Source organism: Streptomyces sp. Edi2 (genome assembly GCF_040253635.1).
Lineage (GTDB): Bacteria > Actinomycetota > Actinomycetes > Streptomycetales > Streptomycetaceae > Streptomyces.
In genome coordinates this window covers 7,986,412-8,004,003 of sequence record NZ_JBEJGX010000003.1, presented here as the reverse complement: position 1 = coordinate 8,004,003, position 17,592 = coordinate 7,986,412, and the positions used below count along the sequence as shown (strand labels likewise).

Here is a 17,592-nt window from a genome sequence, read left to right as displayed (position 1 = left end):
CAAGCGTGCAGCCCCCCACGTGCAGGTCACGCCCGGACAACTGCATGATTGTGCAGTGGTTTTTCGGTGCTCGCTCTTGCGCACGGACCAGAGAAGGGGCAATGGACAACGGGACTGCCGACCGGATGCCGGACGGGGACGCGGCTGCGGCTGCGGCTGCTGACGCGGACGAAGGGGAGAAGGCGCCCTGCGAGCGCACCTACATCGACCCGGCCGGGCCGTACGCGGGCGGCCCGTGGCGCAACTACTTCCTGATCCTGCTGGACCGTATCCCCACGCCGATCGCGGTGTGCCGGGCCCACGGCGAGGTGCTGATCGCCAATCCGGCGATGGCCGAGCAGTGGGGCACGGCCCCGGGACAGCTGCGTGGCCGGAACCTGCTGGACCTGTTCGAGCCCCGCGCGATGGCCCAGATCGACCGGCTCACCGAGGCCCTGCGCCTGGGACGCCGTTCCCGCTATCCGGTCGAGGTGCGCTGGCGCGCCGGGACGGACGGGGCCGAGCGGGAAGGGGAACTGACCATCGACCCGGTGGGTGACCCCTCGGTGAACCCGCCCGCCCTGCTGGCGCTGCTGCGGGTGAGTGACAGCGCTCCGCAGCCGGCACCGCGCGGTGCGGCGAGCCCGGTGGAGGCCCGGATCCTGGCGCTGGCCGCGGGCGGCGCGACCACCTCGTCGATCGGCACGGCACTGGGGCTGACGGTCGACGGGGTGAACTACCACCTCACCCGACTGGCCCGTCGCTGGCGGGTCCAGGGCCGTACCGCGCTGGTCGCCAGGGCCTATGTGCTGGGCGTCCTCTCCCCGGACAGCTGGCCCCCGGCCCCTGCCTGACCGGGCAGGAGCCTGTGCGGGCCGGGCGACCGGGAGCCGGCAGCGCGAGCCCGACGGCAGGGGCCCGGCAGCGCGCGGTCGGCGACCCGGGCCCGCCACTCCCCCAGCACACCTGTGCGGATAACCTCCCTGGTGTGGAGGAGAACGCAGCCGCGCCGTTCGAGCGCGGAACGGACGGCCCGAAGGTCATCGTCGTCGGCATCGACGGCTCCGACTCGTCGTGGCGTGCCGCCTCGTACGCGGCGGGCCTGGCCAGGCGCCAGTCCTCGAAGCTGGTGCTGGTCTACGTCCAGCCGGTGCTGCCGGCCGGCGCCGCGATGGGCGCCCCGATCGCGGATGCGACCGACCAGGTCGCCGAGGAGCTGATGGCCGAGATCCGCAAGGCGACCGAGCGGCTGGCGGGGATATACAGCCTGCGCTGGGAGTTCCACACCCTGCGCGGCGACCCGTACAACGGCATGGTGCAGATGGCCGACGAGCTCAAGGCCGATGCCGTGGTGGTCGGCGCCTCGGAGCAGGCCGGGCACCGCATCATGGGCTCGGTCGCGGTGCGCCTGGTCAAGGCCGGGCGCTGGCCGGTCACCGTCGTCCCCTGAGCCGCACACCCCAGGGCCCGCCCCGGCGCTCCGCTGGTGGGGCGGGCCGCCCTGAGGCACGGTGGACAGTGCACGGGCGGAGCGCCGCCCCGGCGAGGGAGACCACCGTGACCGACCGCACGTATCGCGTGACCGAGATCGTCGGAACGTCCCAGGAGAGCGTGGACGCCGCGATCGAGAACGGCATCAAGCGCGCCTCGCAGACCCTGCGCAACCTCGACTGGTTCGAGATCAGCCAGGTCCGCGGCCATATCGTCGACGGCGAGATCGACCATTACCAAGTCGGCCTGAAGGTCGGATTCCGGCTCGAGGACGCCGATTGACGCCTCTCCCGTGTACGTCTCCCGGCGAGTCCCGGCAGTACTAGGGAGTCGCCTTCCCTAGTCGCCCCCGAGGGTCCATGATGATCCGCCGTCGGACCACGACGGAGCGTACGGAGGGATGACGTATGGGTCTGCGCGCGGGACAGGGCATTTTGCGCCGTAAACCGATCGAACACATTGAAGAGACGGAAGGCACCGCGAGCGAACAGCTCACCCGTGCGCTCGGCCTGTGGCAGCTGACGGCCATCGGCGTCGGCGGCATCATCGGCGCGGGAATCTTCACGCTGGCCGGTACCGTCGCGAACGGGAAAGCGGGACCCGCGGTCCTGATCTCCTTCCTCATCGCGGGCATCGCCAGCGCCGCTGCCGCGTTCTCGTACGCGGAATTCGCCGGCCTGATCCCGAAGGCGGGCTCGGCCTACACCTACGGGTACGCGGTCCTCGGCGAGGTGGCGGGCTGGTTCATCGGCTGGGACCTGTTGCTGGAGTACACCGCGATCGTGGCGGTGGTCGCGATCGGAATCTCCGGCTACTTCGGCTTTCTGCTCGGCGAAATGGGCCTCGATCTGCCCGCCTGGATGCTGGGCGCGCCGGGAACGGGGCCGGGACACCAGGTGGACCTCTTCGCCGCGGTCCTCTGCCTCCTGATCGCCTATCTGCTGACCCTGGGCATCAAGAACGCCGCACGCTTCGAGACGATCGTGGTGGCCCTGAAGGTCCTGGTGGTGATCGTGGTGATCGCGGTCGGCTTCTTCCACATCAAGACCTCGAATTACACGCCGTTCTTCCCGTTCGGCGTGAGCGGCGCCTTCACCGGCGCGGCCACCGTCTTCTTCGCGGTCTTCGGCTATGACGCGATGAGCACCGCGGCCGAGGAGTCCAAGGACGCCCAGCGCCATATGCCCAAGGCGATCATGTATTCGCTGGCCATCTCGATGGTGCTGTACGTCCTGGCCTGCCTGGTCCTGACGGGTATGCAGAACTACAAGCACATCGACCCGGAGAGCGGCTTCTCCTCGGCGTTCAAGTCGGTGGGCCTGAGCGGTCTGGCGGATGTCATCGCGGTCGGCGCGATCATCGGCATTCTGACGGTCATGTTCACCTTCATGCTCGGGGTGACCCGGGTGTGGTTCTCGATGAGCCGGGACGGACTGCTGCCGAAGTGGTTCGCCAAGACCAGCCCCAAGCACCATGTGCCGACCCGGGTCACCTGGATCGTCGGCTTCGCCTCCGCGGTCATCGCGGGCTTCCTCCCGATCGGCGAGGCCGCCGAGCTCACCAACATCGGCATCCTGCTCGCGTTCGTGGTGGTCTGCGTCGCGGTGATCGTGCTCCGCTACAAGCGTCCCGAACTGCCGCGGACGTTCCGTACGCCGGGGATGCCGGTGGTGCCGGCCATCGGGGTGTGCTTCTCGATCTGGCTGATCACGTTCCTGGAATGGCAGACCTGGGTGCGGTTCGTGGTCTGGTTTCTGATCGGCATGGTCATCTACTTCACCTACTCCTACCGTCGCTCGAACCTGGCACGGGCGGAGCGGGCGAACGCCGGCGGGAAGGGCGGCGGCGGGGAGAGCGGCGGAGCGCGGCCATGAGCCGCGGCCACTGACCGCGCAACGGTGAAGCACGCAGCGGTGACCCGCGGGGGCCGGCGGACGACATCCCGCCGGCCCCCGCCTGCCCTCGGTATCAGAAGACGAACGGCCCCGGGGACTGCGGCGACGTGGCAGTGCAGGTGGCCGTGACGCCGAAGACCACGACCTTCAGGGAGGTGGCCTCCAGGCTGTCGCCCGCGGCGACCGTGCCGGTGAGGGGGCCGGTGGAGACCTGACTGCCGGCCGGGATCGCCGGGTTGGAGCTGCCGCTGAACTCCGTGGTCCCGGAGCCGTTCTTGGTGAGGGTCAGCGTGGAGCTGACCGAGTTCGCACCGACGTCTATCGGTGAGGTGATCGCCGACGTGGAAAGACTGATGGTCGCGGCCGTACCGTCCTGGGTCGCGGTGAGCGTCGCCGTGCCGGACCCGAAGCTTCCGCAGTCGAACGAAACGGTGGCGGTGTCGGGGGTAACCGCCGAGGCGGCCGGCGCCATCGCGAGCGTGCCCGCGGCGGCGACGGCAACGACGAGTGCCGTACCGAATCTGCACGTGCCTGATCCGAGGTGTCTCATGGGGGTACCGCCTTCTTGAGGGGGGTGCAGGCCCATGGCCCCGGCCGTCGGGGGGACGCGCGGGAACGGCCGGCAGCCACGCAGGAGCCCGCGGTCGGACCCCCGTGCCGACCACCGTCCAGACCTGACGGATGGTCAGCGACCTGAATCGCTGACCATTGAGGCACGCACCCCTGAAGAGAGCAAGGCAGCCACCTCATGATTTTTGACATGCCTACACCAAAACAAGCCATGCCCCGCACCCGGCCGGCCCGGCATCGGGACACTGATCCCGCAATGAGCGGCACACCGCTGCCCAAGGCGTCGTTTCAGGACCCCTTCGGAGCCGCTGTTTTGGGTGCTGCTGACGGCTGAGGGCCGCACCCCCGAGCCGGGGTGCGGCCCTCAGGACAGGGCCCGACCGGGCAGTCCATCTGCCGATCAGTCTTACTTCTCGACCGTGCCGGATTTCCCGCCGATGGACTCCTGATAGATGTCCGCGTAGGTGCGCGAGTCCTTGACCAGGTCGTCACAGAAGGCAGCGACATCGTTGCCGATGAGTTCCAGGACTCCCTTGCCGGCCGCGACACCCTCCTCGAAGAAATCGACAATCCCTGAAAGTAAGGTCCAGTCAGGCAAGTCGATCGGTCCGATCTTGAAGTAGTACCTCTCCATCTCCTTGTAGACGATCTGGTAGTCCGGTGGGAGTGCCTTGAGCCGCGCCCTGTGCGCTCGCCACCGTTTCTTGCCCTCGATGATGTCCTGGATGCCCACGTCAGCCTCCTAGCCGGCCCAATTTCCTTGCGACGTTCCGGTTCAACTGCTCGCGCCACCGGTCGCGATAGCTCCGAGCCCCTTCTTCGCCGGCCAGCGACGCGCAGAAGCCCTCGATGTCGTCGCCCAGCACCTCGTGAACGCTCTGCCCGTCCGCCGCCGTTTCTTCGAGCAGCCCCAGGGCACCGTCGAGGATCGACGTCAGGTGGCGACCTGTGAAGCCCGAGTAGGGGCAGAGGTGAACCTTGATCTGTTCCCACGCCGCCCGGTGGTCGGCCGGCAATGCCTCGGCCCGGGCTGCGAACGCCTTCCATTCCCTGGTGAGGTCACTGCCGGTAATGGTCTCCCGGAAATTCATCTCCCGCCCTCCTTGAGCTTGTTGATTCGCGAGGAGAGGTACTCCCATTTCGCCCAGAACCTGCCGAGCTCTTCGCGCCCCGCGTCATTGAGTGCATAGAACTTGCGCCGCGGACCCATCCCGGAAGGCCTTTTCGTCACCTGAACGAGCCCGTTCTTCTCCAGCCGCAGCAAGATGGTGTAGACCGTCCCCTCGACGACGTCGGCGAAGCCGAGTTCATTCAGACGACGCGTGATCGCGTACCCGTAGGTCTCCTCCCTGCCGATGATTTCCAGCACGCAGCCCTCCAGCGTGCCCTTCAGCATCTCCGTCAGGTCGTCCATCGCGGATCTCCCCTTCACCCTCTCCCAGTACTGCGTAGCACTGAGTACCACTACACAGTATCACCGAGTAGCCCGCGGGCTCGGGGGCGGGGAAGCGAGGCGAATCCTCAGCGGCACGCTTGATGCGCGGCATGTGAGGGGACTGGACGTTGCTTGGACGCGGGCACTTGCCGTAGCGGAACGTCTTACTCTGCTGCACCGCAGCACTGGTCACGCGCCGCATGAGCATGCGGCGCGTGACCAAGCTCTGAAGCGATCAGCGAGACGGCCGGCCGCCGTACGGGAGGGTGATCAGTTCCATGGCGTGGCCGGCCGGGTCCATGAAGTACACGCCGCAGCCACCGTCATTGTGGTTGATCTCGCCGGGATGCTGCCGCTGCGGGTCGGCGTAGTGCTCGATGCCGCGCTGCGTGATCCGTGCGTATGCCGCATCGAACTCCTCCTGGGAGACCAGGAAGGCGTAGTGCTGCGGTGTGATGCTTTCCTCGGGGATCGTGGCGAAGTCCAGCGTGACGCCGTTGCTCGGGCCGACGGCGATGAAGGGGCCCCACTCATCGGTGATCTCAAGGCCCAGCAGGTCCACGAAGAACTCGGCGGACTCCCGGTTGTTCCGGGCGTGGATGATCGTGTGGTTCAACTCGACTGACAAGGAATGCCTCCAGGGGCATCTCCCCGACACCTCCATGCCTCACCCAGCCGGTGACCGACACGCGATGTCGCTGCGCATCCTAGTCGATTCGCCGGCTCGGCCCGGTGGCGTGCAGTGGCCGGCCCGATAGCACCAGCGCGGACACGTCCAGGCACCCGCTGCATGGGCACGTGGGCACCATCACCATCACATCACCATCACGGCCACCGCACGCCGCTTCATCGGCTCCGATGACGGCGCCCCAGCAGGAGGCTCCGGTCACGACCCGTCAGGCATGCCCAAAGGCGCGGCGAGTTCACCCAGAACCCGGGCCGCCGGTGCCGCGTCGATCAGCCACTTCAGATGGCTGCTGTCGAGAGTGCGGACGTCGTACGGGTTGTCCGGGGTCAGCTCGTTGCCCTCGCTGATCAGCCGGTCCTGCACGGCGAGCGGCAGACTCACATCGCGGGCCAGTCGGACGAAGGTCTTGGGTATACGGCCCCAGGTCGCGGCCTGCGCCCGGTCGGCGGAAGTACCGGCGTCCAGGTTCTCGTCGGGCTGGAAGGTGTTCAGGAAGGTCAGGAACTCCTCGTCGGTGCCGTCGGCGAGGAGGGCCGCCTTGAACGCCGCGAGGACATCCGCATCCGCTGTGCGGAAGTTGGTGCGGAGCAGGCCGAGTTCAGCCGGGTTCCCGACCATCGCCGGGGCCAGGGAAGCGACGTCGACGCCGGCCATCTCCGGCTCCGCGTAGTAGTCGCCGACGTCGAGCTCGACCGGGCACCAAGCCGAGACGTAGACGATGCGGTCGATCAGATCCGGCCGTGCGTTGGCCGCGGCCGTGGCCGTCACGCCGCCGCGACTGTGCGAGACGAGGATCACGGGGCCGTTCCGCTTGGCCCGTTCCAGGATCCCGATCAGATACGCGGCGTTGTCGGCGAGCGTCACACCCCTGATCGAGCCGGGCTCGGTGCCGAGCCCTTCGAGATCCTGCGGTGCCTGATAAGCACGCGAGTAGGACGCCCCGAATCCGTGGCCCGGCAGGTCGACGGCGACCGAACGGTGCCCGAGGAGGCCGAGTTCGGCCTGGAGCGGGGCGAAGGAGAAGGAGTTCGCGAAGGCTCCGTGAACCAGCACGAACGTCGGTTGCATCTGTCTACTCACTACTACTGCCACTCACTCTCTGACCTCGGCGGCGTCGGCGGGACGCACGGCGCCGGTCCCGGCGCGTTGCCGGTGCCGGAGGCTCGGGGCCGGAGGGCCGGTGACCGATACCCAGTGCGGGGATGCCAAGTCCAAGTGCCAAGTGCCGGATGCCCGGCGCCCACTGCCCCCTACCCGACGGCCCACATTACCCAGCAGAAGATCATCCGCACTACCGGTATAAGCCCTTCCGCTTACGCGCTCCGCCACCCCAGTGGCGCCGCACACAAGCGCGCCCGCGTCCCCGCCGGACGGGACTTGCTCAGAAAGCCGGCCTCCGTTCCCTGACGCTCCGGGCACCGTCCCAGAGCCGGCCGGCCTGCATGCCCTCGTCACGCGAGGTCACCTGCGTCAGCGGGGCGAAGTCATCGGGCAGCACGTCCAGCAGACTCCTCACCCGCTCTCCCGCACGAAGCGCGATCAGCAACTCGCACCGCAACTGACGTGGGATCCCGGGACGATGGGACAAGCTGACCCACAAGCCCGGCCACAGGTAGTGGGTTCCGTCGGACGCCGCATGCGCCTCGACCCACGCAGGGCTCAGCCGCTGGTTGAGGCCGAGTTCACCGGCTCGCTCCTCCAGTCTGAGCAGCGAAGCCGTATCAAGGGCCTTCAGCTCGCGGGGCACCGGCTGATCCGAGTTCATCGCCCCATGCTCCCTGACGGCATCCCGGACCATGACCGACGCCCCATGGAAGATGCCGGACAGGTGCGGTCGCCTCTCCCCGAAGAGGCGGCGAGGGCGTGTCCGCGGCCCGGTGCGGTCGTTGGCCACCCGCGGCAGCGGCCGAGTGGCCCCGTGCCGCCATCGGCCGCACCACACCCGAGGCCGAGAACGCGCTGAACCGTCTGCAGAGCACATACGAGAACGTCAAACCCCGCAGCGATTCCCAACGGGCCTTCCTCACCGGCACGCTCGCGTCCCTGCGGGAATTGGCTCTCGCACGAACGGAACGCCTGCTCCAGGCACGCGCCAACGTCGGCCCACCCCTGTCCTTGTGGATGGTGGTCTTCCTGACCAGTGCACCGGTCCTCGGCTTCGCCGTCATCTTCGACGCCGGGCAGACCACGATGCGCTACGGGATGGTCGGGGCGGTGAGCATACTCGTCGCCGCCAACCTGTTCCTCGTCACAGAACTCTCCCACCCCTTCCTGGGCGAGTTGGGGAAAGTGCCCAGGACCACAAGGAGTACGCGACGGTGACCGAGCCGGCAGATCTGCTGCGGCGGCTGCACTGGCTTGAGGAGCCGGAGTCGTTGCGTCTGCCGTCCTTCGATCCGTTTCCCGAGATGTGACCCTCTTCGAGGCACTTGACGCCACGCGGCCCTGATCTGCAGGGAAAGGGTAGTCAGCCGTACGCCTGCCGGTGCTCGCGAAGCGGGAAGCGGCCTTGGCCGGGCAGCGAATGTCATCGCTCTCCGGGCCGGACAGGGGCGGGTTCGTCACGCCAGGGCACACCGTGTACACGGCTTCGGCCTTGCCGAACCGGCAAGAAGAATGGCGCTCTGCCCCAGGTCACCGCACGGTGTGTCGCATGAGTGAGGAACTGGATTCTGACGTTTTTGATGTGATCGTGATCGGTGGCGGTGTGGCCGGTCTGTCTGGGGCGCTGACCCTGTCGCGTGCCCGGCGCTCTGTTCTGGTACTGGATGCGGGAGAGCCCCGCAACGTGCCCGCCGCTGCGGCCCACGGCCTGGTGTCGCGTGATGGCGTCGCGCCCCTGGATCTGCTGCGTGCCGGGCGGGCGGAAGTGGGCCTGTACGGCGGACGGGTGCTCTCGGAGCGCGCCACGACCGCCACGCGCGTGGACGGAGTCTTCGCCGTCGGCACGCAAGGCGGCAAGACCTTCCGGGCCCGGCGGCTTCTGGTGACCACGGGCCTGGTGGACGAACTGCCTCAGGTGCCGGGGCTGTCCGAGCGGTGGGGGCGGGATGTGCTGCACTGCCCGTACTGCCATGGCTGGGAGGTGCGTGACACGCCGATCGGTGTGCTCGGCACGGGGGCTGCATCGGTGCACCAGGCACTGCTGTTTCGTCAGTGGTCCAGCCAGGTGACCCTGTTCCTCCACACCGGCCCCGAGCCCGAGGAGGACCAGTGGGAACGCCTTGCCGCCCGCGGTATCGAGGTCGTGCAGGGCGAGGTGACCGGCCTGGAGATCGCGGACGACAAGCTGGGCGGTGTCCGACTCGCCTCCGGTCTGGTGATTCCCGTTCAGTCCCTGGTGGTGGCCCCCCGGTTCATCGCGCAGGGCGGAGTCCTGGCCCGGCTGGGCGTCGTTCCGGCACCGCACGCCATGGGAGTGGGCACCTATGTGCCCGCCGACGCCGGCGGCGCGACGGACGTCGCCGGAGTGTGGGTGGCCGGGAACGTCACCGATGTGATGGCCGGTCTCGCCCAGGCCCAGGCCGGGGGCGTGTCGGCGGCAGCGGCCATCAACGCCGACCTCGTCAACGCCGACGTGGACGAAGCGGTCGCACGCCACCGTGCGGCCCGGTTTCAGGAGACCTTCAGCGCCGAGAGTGAGGCGAAGGTCAGCGCGCGCGTTCTGGGCGAGAGTCGCCACGGCCTCGACTCCCTGCTGCCCTTCGGGGAGTGACGGCGGTACTGCTAGGCAGGGTGGGCCTTGAGATGGGCCCGCTCGCCTTGCTTGCCGAAGATGACCAGGAGCTCGACCGGCTGATCGTCGTCCGGGCCCAGCCAGTGCGGCACATGCGTGTCGAATTCCGCCACTTCACCCGGTGCCAGGCTCAAGGAGCGCTCGCCGAGCAGCAGGCGCAGCCGGCCGTCCAGCACGTAGATCCATTCGTAGCCCTCATGGATGTTCAGCTCGGGCTCGCCGGCGGAGGGGGTGATGACGAGTTTGTGCGCGTGCAGCCCGCCGGGCCGGCGGCTGAGCGGCACGTACGTCATTCCGCCGCGCGTGACGGGCCGGAGGTTCACGCGCGGGTCGCCGGTCTCGGGCGCCCCGACCAGTTCATCCAGGGGGACCTGGTAGGCGTGGGCCAAGGGGAGTAGCAGTTCCAGGTTCGCTTTGCGGCCACCGCCCTCCAGGCGGGAGAGCGTGCTCTCGGAGACTCCGGTGAGCTGGGAGAGGGCTGCCAGTGTGATGCCGCGCTGTTGGCGCAGTGCACGCAGCCGCGGGCCGACGGTGGCCAGAACCTGATCGACGTTCTTCATGTCACGCATCTTGCTGAAGCGGCATGACGGTTTGCAAGTTTGGCAGTCCGCGTCCCACTCTCCAGGCGGCGCGGCACCTGTCCCGCCGCCCTCACTTTCGATTACTGCTCAGGAGAGCTCCCGATGACCAGCCCAGCTCGCCGCGCCCGCACGACGCCCGATCCTGCCGTGGCGGACCCGCACCGGTGGATAACACTGATCGTGGCGTCCGTTGCCACGCTCATGGTCGTCCTCGACGTGTCCATCGTGAACATCGCTCTGCCCCAGGCACAGAGCGATCTCGGGATGAGTGACTCCAACCGCCAGTGGATGATCACCGCGTACGCGCTGGCATTCGGCGGCCTGCTCCTGATCGGCGGCCGTATCGCCGACTTCGTCGGCCGCAAGAAGGCCCTTCTCATCGGCCTGCTCGGCTTCGCCGCCGCCTCCATGCTCGGCGGCCTGGCTCCCAACCCGGGGACCCTGTTCAGCGCCCGTGCTCTGCAGGGTGGCTTCGCCGCCCTTCTGGCCCCCGCCGCCCTCTCCCTGATCACGGTCGCCTTCACGGACCCGAAGGAACGTGCCAAGGCCTTCGGCATCTTCGGCGCTTTCCAAGCCGGAGGCGGCGCCGTCGGGCTGCTGCTCGGCGGCGTGCTGACCGAGTACGCGGGCTGGCGCTGGTGCATGTACATCAACATTCCCATCGCCCTGCCCGCAGCCCTCGCTGCTCGCCCCTACATCCGTGAAAGCCGTGCGGAGGGGGACCGCCACTACGACATTCCCGGGGCTCTACTGGTGACCGGCGGCCTTGTCGCCCTCGTCGATGGCTTCGCCCAGGCAGCCGACGGCGACGGCTGGACCGCCCCCGCAACGCTTGTACTCCTGGCGGCCGCGGTCGTCCTGCTGACCGTCTTCGTGATGGTGGAGCACCGCAGCACGCACCCGCTGCTTCCCCTTCGGGTTGTCCTCGACCGCTCCCGCGCCGGAGTGTTCCTGGCCAACCTCCTCATCGGCGCCGGCATGTTCGGCATGAACCTTTTCATGACCTACTTCCTGCAGGTCAACCTCAACTACACACCGCTGCAGGCCGGCTGCGCCTTCCTGCCCTTCAGTGTCGGCATCATCGCCACCACCACCCTCGGCGCTCCCCTGGTCACCCGTTTCGGCCCCAAGACCCTGATGGCGGCAGGAACCACCCTGGCCACGGTGGGACTGCTCTGGCTCACCCGCCTGGACTCGGCTTCTGGCTACACGGGCGAGGTACTGCCGACCCAGACCCTGGTCAGCATCGGCGTCGGGTTCTTCTTCCTCGCCGGCCCCAACGTCGCGCTCTCCGCCGTGAAGCCGCACGACGCGGGCGTAGCCAGCGCCGCCCTGAGCACCAGCCAGCAGATCGGCGCAGCCCTGGGACCGGCCCTGCTCAACACCCTCTACATCTCCGCCGTCACCGGCTACCTCGCCTCCCACACCGTGGCCCCGGGCGAGGGTCCGCAGACCGTACGGCTGGAGGCCTTCCTCCACGGCTACCGCATCGCGTTCATCGTCGCCGGCGCTCTCCTGGCTGCCGCCCTGATCGCCCTGCTCGCCCTGGTGAGAACCCCCAAGACCAACCCCGGTGCCATGCCCGCCTCATCCCCGTCCACTGAAGCACCCCCGCCCAGGTCGTCTGAAGGAGAGACACCGCGATGAACGAGGTCGTCCGCGAGATCCACGCCGCCAACGACGCCGCCCGGTTCCGGGAGCGGCTCTACCGCAGCAAAGACGGCGTCTGGAAGAACACCGCCAACCCCTTGCTCGCCGAAACCGCCGCACACCTCACACCCGGCCGCGCCCTCGACCTGAGCTGCGGTGAAGGCGGCGACACACTACGGCTCGCCACTCACGGCTGGCACGTCACGGCCGTCGACATCGCCCCCACCGCCCTGCAGCGCACTGCCCAACTCGCGGCCCGAAACGGCGTCGCGGACCGTGTGCGCACTGAACAGCACGACTTGGCCGGCACATTCCCCGCCGGCACCTTCGACCTCATCTCCGCCCAGTACCTGCAAACCCCCTACTCCTTCCCGCGCACCGGCATCCTGCGCCAGGCCGCACACGCGCTCACTCCCGGCGGGATCCTCCTCATCGTCGATCACGGCTCGATACGCCCCTGGGCCTGGCACACAGACCCCGACGCCCATTTCCCCGACCCGGAAGACATCTACGACGACCTCGCCCTCGAGGCGGCGCGGTGGATACCCCAGCGCCTGGCCACTTCGGAACGGGTGGCCACCGGCCCCAACGGACAGACCGCGCCCGTCACCGACACCGTCATCGCCGTGCGCCGCATCGCCTGACAACCGCATGCCGTGCCCGCCACGCATGCTGAACACCCCTCACAGGAGCACCTCTCATGACCGACATCTTCGCGCCCGTCACAGTGGGCAAGTGGACGCTGCACAACCGCATCGTCATGGCCCCCATGACACGCAACCGGGCCACCCCGGACGGCGTACCCACCGACCTCATGGCGACGTACTACGCCCAGCGGGCCACCGCCGGCCTGATCATCACCGAGGGAGTGCAGCCCAGCGCCGTCGGGCAGGGCTACATGAACTCACCCGGCCTGCACACCCCCGAACAGATCGACGCCTGGCGCGCCGTCGCCGACGGCGTACACCAGGCAGGCGGCACGATCGTGGCACAGCTCATGCACGCCGGACGCATCTCCCACCCCGACAACAAGCACCAGGCCGAAACCGTCGCCCCCAGCGCCATCGCCGCACCGGGGGAGATGTTCACCGCCACCGGCCGCCAGCCGCACCCCACGCCGCGCGCCCTGACCACTGACGACATCCCGGATGTCGTCGATGGATACGTCCAGGCCGCCCGTGCCGCGGTCGACGCCGGCCTGGACGGCATCGAACTGCACGGCGCCAACGGCTACCTCCTCCACCAGTTCCTCGCCCCCTCCACCAACCAACGCACCGACAGCTACGGCGGCTCGCCCCAGGCCCGCACCCGCTTCGTCCTTGAGGTGGCCCAGGCCGTGAGTGACGCCATCGGCAGTGAACGTGTGGGAATCCGCATCTCTCCGGCGATCAACCTCCACGGCGCACTGGAGGCCGACCCCGAGACCACTGCGGCCACGTACCGCCCCCTCGTCGACGCCCTGTCCGAAATGGGCTTGGCCTACCTGCACACCATCGGCGACCCTGCCTCCGATCTGCTCACCGACCTGGCTGACCGTTTCGCGGGTACCCACATCGTCAGCAACGGCTGGGACCCGGTCACGGATGTCACCGCTGCGGAAGACCTCATCAACACCGGTGGGGCCGACCTGGTGGCCGTGGGACGGGCCTTCATCGCCAACCCCGACCTGGTGCACCGCTGGCAGACCGGAGCCCCGCTGAACCAGCCCGACGGCACCACCTTCTACGGAGGCGACCACCGCGGCTACACCGACTACCCGCCGTTGACCCAGGAGACGGCGGAGACGGCTTGGCCTCACTGCGCCCGAGGATCCGCGCATTGAGCACTGTGCATCGTGAAGCTGCAGGTCACGGGGGTGGCGTGAGGGGTCTTCGGCGTAGTCGTGCGGGTCGTGGTCGGCAGTCCGGAGCGTAGATCGCCTGGCAGGGTGGGTTTGCACCTTCCGGCCCGTCGCCGCTGGTGCCGCTCCTACGCACCGGCGCATGGTGAATCCCGAGGTGCTGGAGCGGATGAGGGAGCAGCTCGCCGGCGAGCGACCAGCGGCCGGGTCGCCGGTCGCGCAGGTGGCGGGCCGGGCGGTGCGGTTGGTTTTGGACCGTGCGCCGGGGGCGGACGAGTCCGCGTTGCCGGCGGACTGTCAGCGCGTCCTGACCGCGGTGCGGCAGACCGCCCTACTGCCGCTGTCGAGCGCCACCTCGGACTGTCTCGCCGACCTGGTCCGCGGCCACCGCAAGAAGATCCGCTCACCGCGCCCGGCCTCGCAGCGGGCGCCAAGCACACCGGAGTTGGCGTCGCAGTGCCACTTGACGCGGCCCCTCGCGACGCGGGCCCTCGCGACGCCCTCGCGACGCGGGCCCTCTTGACGCAGACCTGACGAGTACCAAGAATGAGCGCGTCCTGACAACGTTGTCGACGCTTGGGCCGTAGGGGCTTCCGCAGACCCTCAGGCGGCTTCCGGAGGGCTCGGAGGCCGTTGTGCGGCCCGGATACCGGAGGTCTGGAACCATGCCATGGCTCAGTCGCACCCGGCTGCGCGCCGCAGGGGCGGTGCTGGCGGCCGCGCTCATCGGGGGCGCGCTCGCGGCCCCCGCCGCGCAGGCCGAGTCGGCCGGTGGCCCGCTCACCGGCCTGGTCAACCCGTTCATCGGCAGCCGGAACGACGGCAACACCTACCCGGGTGCGGCCGTCCCGTTCGGGATGGTGCAGCTCTCCCCGGACACCGGGCATGACACCGGCTACAGCTACGACGACGACCACATCCGGGGCTTCAGTTCGGTGCACCTCTCCGGCGTCGGCTGCGGACTCGGCGGAGATCTGCCGGTGCTGCCCACCACCGGCGATATCACCGAGACCGACTATGCGAAGTACGCGGCCGGCTACGGCCATGACGACGAGTCGGCCCGGCCTGGCTACTACCGCGTCGGTCTGACGTCCTACGGCGGGATCACCGCCGAGCTGACCGCCACCGCCCGCACCGGCCGGCAGCGCTACACCTTCCCGGCCACCGACAAGGCGAATGTGCTGCTCAACGCGGGCCAGTCGCTGCACAGGACGGTCTCGACGCGGGTCGAGGTGCTGGATTCCCGCACCGTCCGGACCACCCTCACCGGCCGCGGCTTCTGCCAGGACACCAAGCCGTACACCGTCTACACGATCACCCGCTTCGACCGTCCTTTCGCGTCGTACGGGACCTGGGACGGCGACAAGGTGACGGCCGGCTCCAAGAGCTCCACCGCGAGCGGCCGGCACGGCGCCTATGTCCGGTTCGACACCCGCAAGGACCGGACCGTCGAGGCGACCACCGCCCTGAGCTATGTGGACGCGGCGGGCGCGGCAGCCAATCTGCGGGCGGAGGGCGGCGGTTCCTTCGACCGCGTGAGGGCGGCGGCCGACGCCGCATGGGAGCGGCGGCTGGGGCTGGTGCGGGCCCAGGGCGGTGACACGACGCTGCGCCGCACCTTCTACTCCTCCCTCTACCGGTCCTTCCTCGCGCCGAACATCGGCAGTGATGTGGACGGCCGCTATACGGGCTGGGACCAGCGGACCCATCGCGCCAAGGGGTTCACGTACTACCAGAACTGGTCGTTGTGGGACACCTACCGCACCCAGGCGCAGTTGCTGGCGCTGCTGGCGCCACAGGAGTCCCGCGATATGGCGCTGTCGGTCCTGCGGATCGACAAGGAGAGCGGCTGGCTGCCCAAGTGGGGCTACGGAACGGTCGAGACGAACATCATGACCGGCGATCCGGTCACTCCGTTCCTCACCAATGCCTATCAGCAGGGGCTGCTGCGGGGGCATGAGGAGGAGGCGTACGCGGCGCTGAAGAAGAACGCCGACGGTGTGCCGTCGGCCGGTTCGCCGGCCGTCGGGCGGGAGGCCAACGCGCAGTACCTGAAGGACGGTTTCGTCCCGTACCTCAAGGGGCGTCCGCACACCAAGCCCGGTGACTCGGACTTCGACCACGGCGCCTCGGCCACCCTCGAATACGCCCTGTCGGACGCGATGCTGGCACAGATGGCGCGCGATCTGGGGCACGGCGAGGACGCGGACCGTTATGCGGCCCGCGCCCAGAACTACCGGAAGATCTTTGATGGTTCGACCGGTTTCTTCCGGGCGCGTGACGAGAAGGGCGCCTTCGCCGGACCCGCCGATCCGGCCAAGAGCGAGGGCTTTCACGAAGGCACCTCCTGGCAGTACCAGTGGCTGGTGCCGCAGGACCTGCCGGGGATGGTGCGGCTGATCGGCGGCAAGGAGAAGGCCGAGGAGCGTCTGGACGCGTTCTTCGCCTACCCGAAGCTGCTCCAGGATCCGGCGAAGACCGCCCGGGAGGTGTGGGTCAACGGCCCGTACGACTACTACAACGCGGACAAGTACAACCCGCAGAACGAGCCCGACCTCATCGCGCCGTACACCTATCTCTCCACCGGCCACCCCTGGAAGACCACCGATGTGGTGCATGCGGCGCTGACGTTGTTCACCGACACCCCCACCGGTATGACCGGGAACGACGATCTGGGGACGATGTCGGCGTGGATGGTGCTCTCCTCGATCGGGGTGTTCCCGGTGCAGCCGGGCACCGGCACCTGGGGACTGAGCACCCCCGTCTTCGACCGGGTGGAGCTGACGCTGGACCGGCGCTACTACCCGGCCGGGCACTTCACCGTCACCGCGCCCGGTACGTCCGATGCCCGCCGTTATGTGCAGTCGGTGCGTCTGGACGGCGCCGGCCACGACCGGACGTACCTCACCACCGAGGAGCTGCGATCGGGCCGTGAACTGGCCTTCGCCGTGGGCACGGAGCCGTCCGGCTGGGGTACCGGCGACCGTGCCGCGCCGCCGCCGGTGGGCACGTCCTCAGCCGCGCAGCAGCAGTCCGGTCGCCAACGCTGAGATCACCACGGCGGAGAGCAGGGCGGTGGCCACCCGCCCCCGTGGGCCGGTGAGCGCCCTGCCCAGGACGGTCCCGCCGGCGGCCAGGCACAGTTGCCAGCTGAGGGAGGCCAGGGTCACCGCCGTCACGAAGGCGGCGGGGCCGGCGACGCCGGAGCCGGGGGTGCCCAAGGGACCGGGGGTGCCCGCACCGCCGGCGAGCACCAGCGCCGAGAAGTAGAGGAGAGCCCAGGGGTTGATCAACGTCAGCCCCAGGAAGGCGAGATAGGCCCGGGCGGGGCGTTGCAGGACGTCCCGTTCCGGGCCGTGGTGCGTGCGGCGGTGGCGCAGTGCCTGGACGGCGGTCCGTAACGCCATGCCGAGCAGGAAGACGGCGGCGAGCACGCGCAAGGGGCCCGCGATCGGCGCGACGGCACGGGAGAGGGCGGCGCCGCCGGCCACCGCAGCCAGCGCGTAGAGGCCGTCGGCGGTCGCCACCCCGAGCGCCGCCGAGGCGCCGACCCGGAAGGAGGTCCGGGCGGTCACGCTCACCAGCAGCACGGCCAGCGCGCCGACGGGGACGGCCAGGGCGTAGCCCGCCCACAGTCCCGGCAGAAAGGCATCGGTCAGGATCTCGGTCATGCCGTCCAGCGTCGGACGCGGCAACCGTGCGGGTCCATCGAAAGTTTCCGCAGGGA

General features: G+C 69.1%; 20 protein-coding genes. 11 read left to right on the top strand and 9 right to left on the bottom strand.

Going from position 1 to position 17,592, the window contains the following annotated elements; translation table 11 throughout:
- The first annotated feature begins 101 nt into the window (after positions 1–101).
- The 4 genes from ABR737_RS38405 (at position 102) to ABR737_RS38390 (ending at position 3,344) form a co-directional block, all read left to right on the top strand.
- Positions 102–833 (top strand): PAS domain-containing protein, encoded by a 732-nt coding sequence (locus ABR737_RS38405; RefSeq protein WP_350255782.1) that lies wholly within the window; start codon positions 102–104, stop codon positions 831–833.
- A 134-nt stretch (positions 834–967) separates the two neighbouring features.
- Positions 968–1,429, top strand: coding sequence for a universal stress protein (locus ABR737_RS38400; RefSeq protein ID WP_350255781.1), 462 nt, complete (start codon positions 968–970; stop codon positions 1,427–1,429).
- A 107-nt stretch (positions 1,430–1,536) separates the two neighbouring features.
- Complete coding sequence (locus tag ABR737_RS38395; protein WP_350255780.1) at positions 1,537–1,752, top strand: dodecin; 216 nt, start codon at positions 1,537–1,539, stop codon at positions 1,750–1,752.
- Positions 1,753–1,877: 125 nt separating this feature from the next.
- Complete coding sequence (locus ABR737_RS38390; protein ID WP_350255779.1) at positions 1,878–3,344, top strand: amino acid permease; 1,467 nt, start codon at positions 1,878–1,880, stop codon at positions 3,342–3,344.
- Positions 3,345–3,438: 94 nt separating this feature from the next.
- Here the strand turns inward: ABR737_RS38390 and ABR737_RS38385 are convergent, their stop codons facing one another.
- The 7 genes from ABR737_RS38385 to ABR737_RS38355 all read right to left on the bottom strand — a co-directional run bounded on the left by ABR737_RS38385 (position 3,439) and on the right by ABR737_RS38355 (position 7,823).
- On the bottom strand, positions 3,439–3,915 hold the full coding sequence (locus ABR737_RS38385) for a hypothetical protein (protein ID WP_350255778.1): 477 nt from the start codon (positions 3,913–3,915) through the stop codon (positions 3,439–3,441).
- 426 nt (positions 3,916–4,341) lie between these two features.
- Positions 4,342–4,668 (bottom strand): DUF1048 domain-containing protein, encoded by a 327-nt coding sequence (locus tag ABR737_RS38380; protein ID WP_350255777.1) that lies wholly within the window; start codon positions 4,666–4,668, stop codon positions 4,342–4,344.
- Between the two features lies 1 nt (position 4,669).
- Complete coding sequence (locus tag ABR737_RS38375) at positions 4,670–5,026, bottom strand: DUF1048 domain-containing protein (protein ID WP_350255776.1); 357 nt, start codon at positions 5,024–5,026, stop codon at positions 4,670–4,672.
- Entirely contained in the window at positions 5,023–5,349 is a 327-nt protein-coding gene (locus tag ABR737_RS38370; RefSeq protein ID WP_350255775.1) for a PadR family transcriptional regulator, read from the bottom strand. Before ABR737_RS38370 ends, ABR737_RS38375 begins: the two co-directional genes overlap by 4 nt.
- A gap of 256 nt (positions 5,350–5,605) precedes the next feature.
- Positions 5,606–5,998: a VOC family protein gene (locus ABR737_RS38365; protein ID WP_350255774.1), complete on the bottom strand. Its 393-nt coding sequence runs from the start codon at positions 5,996–5,998 to the stop codon at positions 5,606–5,608.
- Between the two features lie 258 nt (positions 5,999–6,256).
- The gene (locus ABR737_RS38360; protein WP_350255773.1) at positions 6,257–7,126 is read right to left on the bottom strand and encodes an alpha/beta hydrolase; all 870 of its coding nucleotides are present in this window, start codon (positions 7,124–7,126) and stop codon (positions 6,257–6,259) included.
- A 313-nt stretch (positions 7,127–7,439) separates the two neighbouring features.
- Entirely contained in the window at positions 7,440–7,823 is a 384-nt protein-coding gene (locus tag ABR737_RS38355; RefSeq protein WP_350255772.1) for a hypothetical protein, read from the bottom strand.
- Between the two features lie 98 nt (positions 7,824–7,921).
- Between ABR737_RS38355 and ABR737_RS38350 the strand changes: the two genes are divergently transcribed.
- Both ABR737_RS38350 and ABR737_RS38345 read left to right on the top strand, forming a co-directional pair.
- A complete protein-coding gene (locus ABR737_RS38350) occupies positions 7,922–8,380 on the top strand; it encodes a bestrophin-like domain (RefSeq protein ID WP_350255771.1) in 459 nt (152 codons plus the stop codon).
- A gap of 331 nt (positions 8,381–8,711) precedes the next feature.
- Complete coding sequence (locus ABR737_RS38345; protein WP_350255770.1) at positions 8,712–9,773, top strand: NAD(P)/FAD-dependent oxidoreductase; 1,062 nt, start codon at positions 8,712–8,714, stop codon at positions 9,771–9,773.
- Positions 9,774–9,784: 11 nt separating this feature from the next.
- Here the strand turns inward: ABR737_RS38345 and ABR737_RS38340 are convergent, their stop codons facing one another.
- Positions 9,785–10,363 (bottom strand): helix-turn-helix domain-containing protein, encoded by a 579-nt coding sequence (locus tag ABR737_RS38340; RefSeq protein WP_350255769.1) that lies wholly within the window; start codon positions 10,361–10,363, stop codon positions 9,785–9,787.
- A 114-nt stretch (positions 10,364–10,477) separates the two neighbouring features.
- On the opposite strand from ABR737_RS38340, the gene ABR737_RS38335 reads away from it, so the two are divergent.
- The 5 genes from ABR737_RS38335 to ABR737_RS38315 all read left to right on the top strand — a co-directional run bounded on the left by ABR737_RS38335 (position 10,478) and on the right by ABR737_RS38315 (position 16,915).
- Positions 10,478–12,022: an MFS transporter gene (locus ABR737_RS38335; protein ID WP_350255768.1), complete on the top strand. Its 1,545-nt coding sequence runs from the start codon at positions 10,478–10,480 to the stop codon at positions 12,020–12,022.
- A complete protein-coding gene (locus tag ABR737_RS38330; RefSeq protein WP_350255767.1) occupies positions 12,019–12,669 on the top strand; it encodes an SAM-dependent methyltransferase in 651 nt (216 codons plus the stop codon). The genes ABR737_RS38335 and ABR737_RS38330 overlap by 4 nt, the downstream gene beginning before the upstream one ends.
- Positions 12,670–12,725: 56 nt before the next feature.
- Positions 12,726–13,847 carry an alkene reductase gene (locus ABR737_RS38325; protein WP_350255766.1) on the top strand — a complete coding sequence of 374 codons (1,122 nt, stop codon included), beginning with the start codon at positions 12,726–12,728 and terminating at the stop codon, positions 13,845–13,847.
- A 160-nt stretch (positions 13,848–14,007) separates the two neighbouring features.
- Complete coding sequence (locus tag ABR737_RS38320) at positions 14,008–14,388, top strand: hypothetical protein (RefSeq protein ID WP_350255765.1); 381 nt, start codon at positions 14,008–14,010, stop codon at positions 14,386–14,388.
- Between the two features lie 142 nt (positions 14,389–14,530).
- On the top strand, positions 14,531–16,915 hold the full coding sequence (locus ABR737_RS38315) for a GH92 family glycosyl hydrolase (RefSeq protein WP_350255764.1): 2,385 nt from the start codon (positions 14,531–14,533) through the stop codon (positions 16,913–16,915).
- Here ABR737_RS38315 and ABR737_RS38310 read toward each other — a convergent pair.
- The gene (locus tag ABR737_RS38310) at positions 16,880–17,536 is read right to left on the bottom strand and encodes a LysE family transporter (protein WP_350255763.1); all 657 of its coding nucleotides are present in this window, start codon (positions 17,534–17,536) and stop codon (positions 16,880–16,882) included. The genes ABR737_RS38315 and ABR737_RS38310 overlap by 36 nt on opposite strands.
- Positions 17,537–17,592 lie beyond the last annotated feature (56 nt).

Excerpts from the sequence above, each read along its gene's own strand:
- ABR737_RS38310 (WP_350255763.1), bottom strand. The coding sequence starts at position 17,536 with ATGACCGAGATCCTGACCGATGCCTTTCTGCCGGGACTGTGGGCGGGC.
- ABR737_RS38360 (WP_350255773.1), bottom strand. The coding sequence starts at position 7,126 with ATGCAACCGACGTTCGTGCTGGTTCACGGAGCCTTCGCGAACTCCTTC.
- ABR737_RS38345 (WP_350255770.1), top strand. The coding sequence starts at position 8,712 with ATGAGTGAGGAACTGGATTCTGACGTTTTTGATGTGATCGTGATCGGT.
- ABR737_RS38320 (WP_350255765.1), top strand. The coding sequence starts at position 14,008 with ATGGTGAATCCCGAGGTGCTGGAGCGGATGAGGGAGCAGCTCGCCGGC.
- ABR737_RS38385 (WP_350255778.1), bottom strand. The coding sequence starts at position 3,915 with ATGAGACACCTCGGATCAGGCACGTGCAGATTCGGTACGGCACTCGTC.
- ABR737_RS38340 (WP_350255769.1), bottom strand. The coding sequence starts at position 10,363 with ATGCGTGACATGAAGAACGTCGATCAGGTTCTGGCCACCGTCGGCCCG.
- ABR737_RS38375 (WP_350255776.1), bottom strand. The coding sequence starts at position 5,026 with ATGAATTTCCGGGAGACCATTACCGGCAGTGACCTCACCAGGGAATGG.
- ABR737_RS38390 (WP_350255779.1), top strand. The coding sequence starts at position 1,878 with ATGGGTCTGCGCGCGGGACAGGGCATTTTGCGCCGTAAACCGATCGAA.
- ABR737_RS38330 (WP_350255767.1), top strand. The coding sequence starts at position 12,019 with ATGAACGAGGTCGTCCGCGAGATCCACGCCGCCAACGACGCCGCCCGG.
- ABR737_RS38315 (WP_350255764.1), top strand. The coding sequence starts at position 14,531 with ATGCCATGGCTCAGTCGCACCCGGCTGCGCGCCGCAGGGGCGGTGCTG.
- ABR737_RS38370 (WP_350255775.1), bottom strand. The coding sequence starts at position 5,349 with ATGGACGACCTGACGGAGATGCTGAAGGGCACGCTGGAGGGCTGCGTG.
- ABR737_RS38335 (WP_350255768.1), top strand. The coding sequence starts at position 10,478 with ATGACCAGCCCAGCTCGCCGCGCCCGCACGACGCCCGATCCTGCCGTG.
- ABR737_RS38405 (WP_350255782.1), top strand. The coding sequence starts at position 102 with ATGGACAACGGGACTGCCGACCGGATGCCGGACGGGGACGCGGCTGCG.
- ABR737_RS38355 (WP_350255772.1), bottom strand. The coding sequence starts at position 7,823 with ATGAACTCGGATCAGCCGGTGCCCCGCGAGCTGAAGGCCCTTGATACG.
- ABR737_RS38325 (WP_350255766.1), top strand. The coding sequence starts at position 12,726 with ATGACCGACATCTTCGCGCCCGTCACAGTGGGCAAGTGGACGCTGCAC.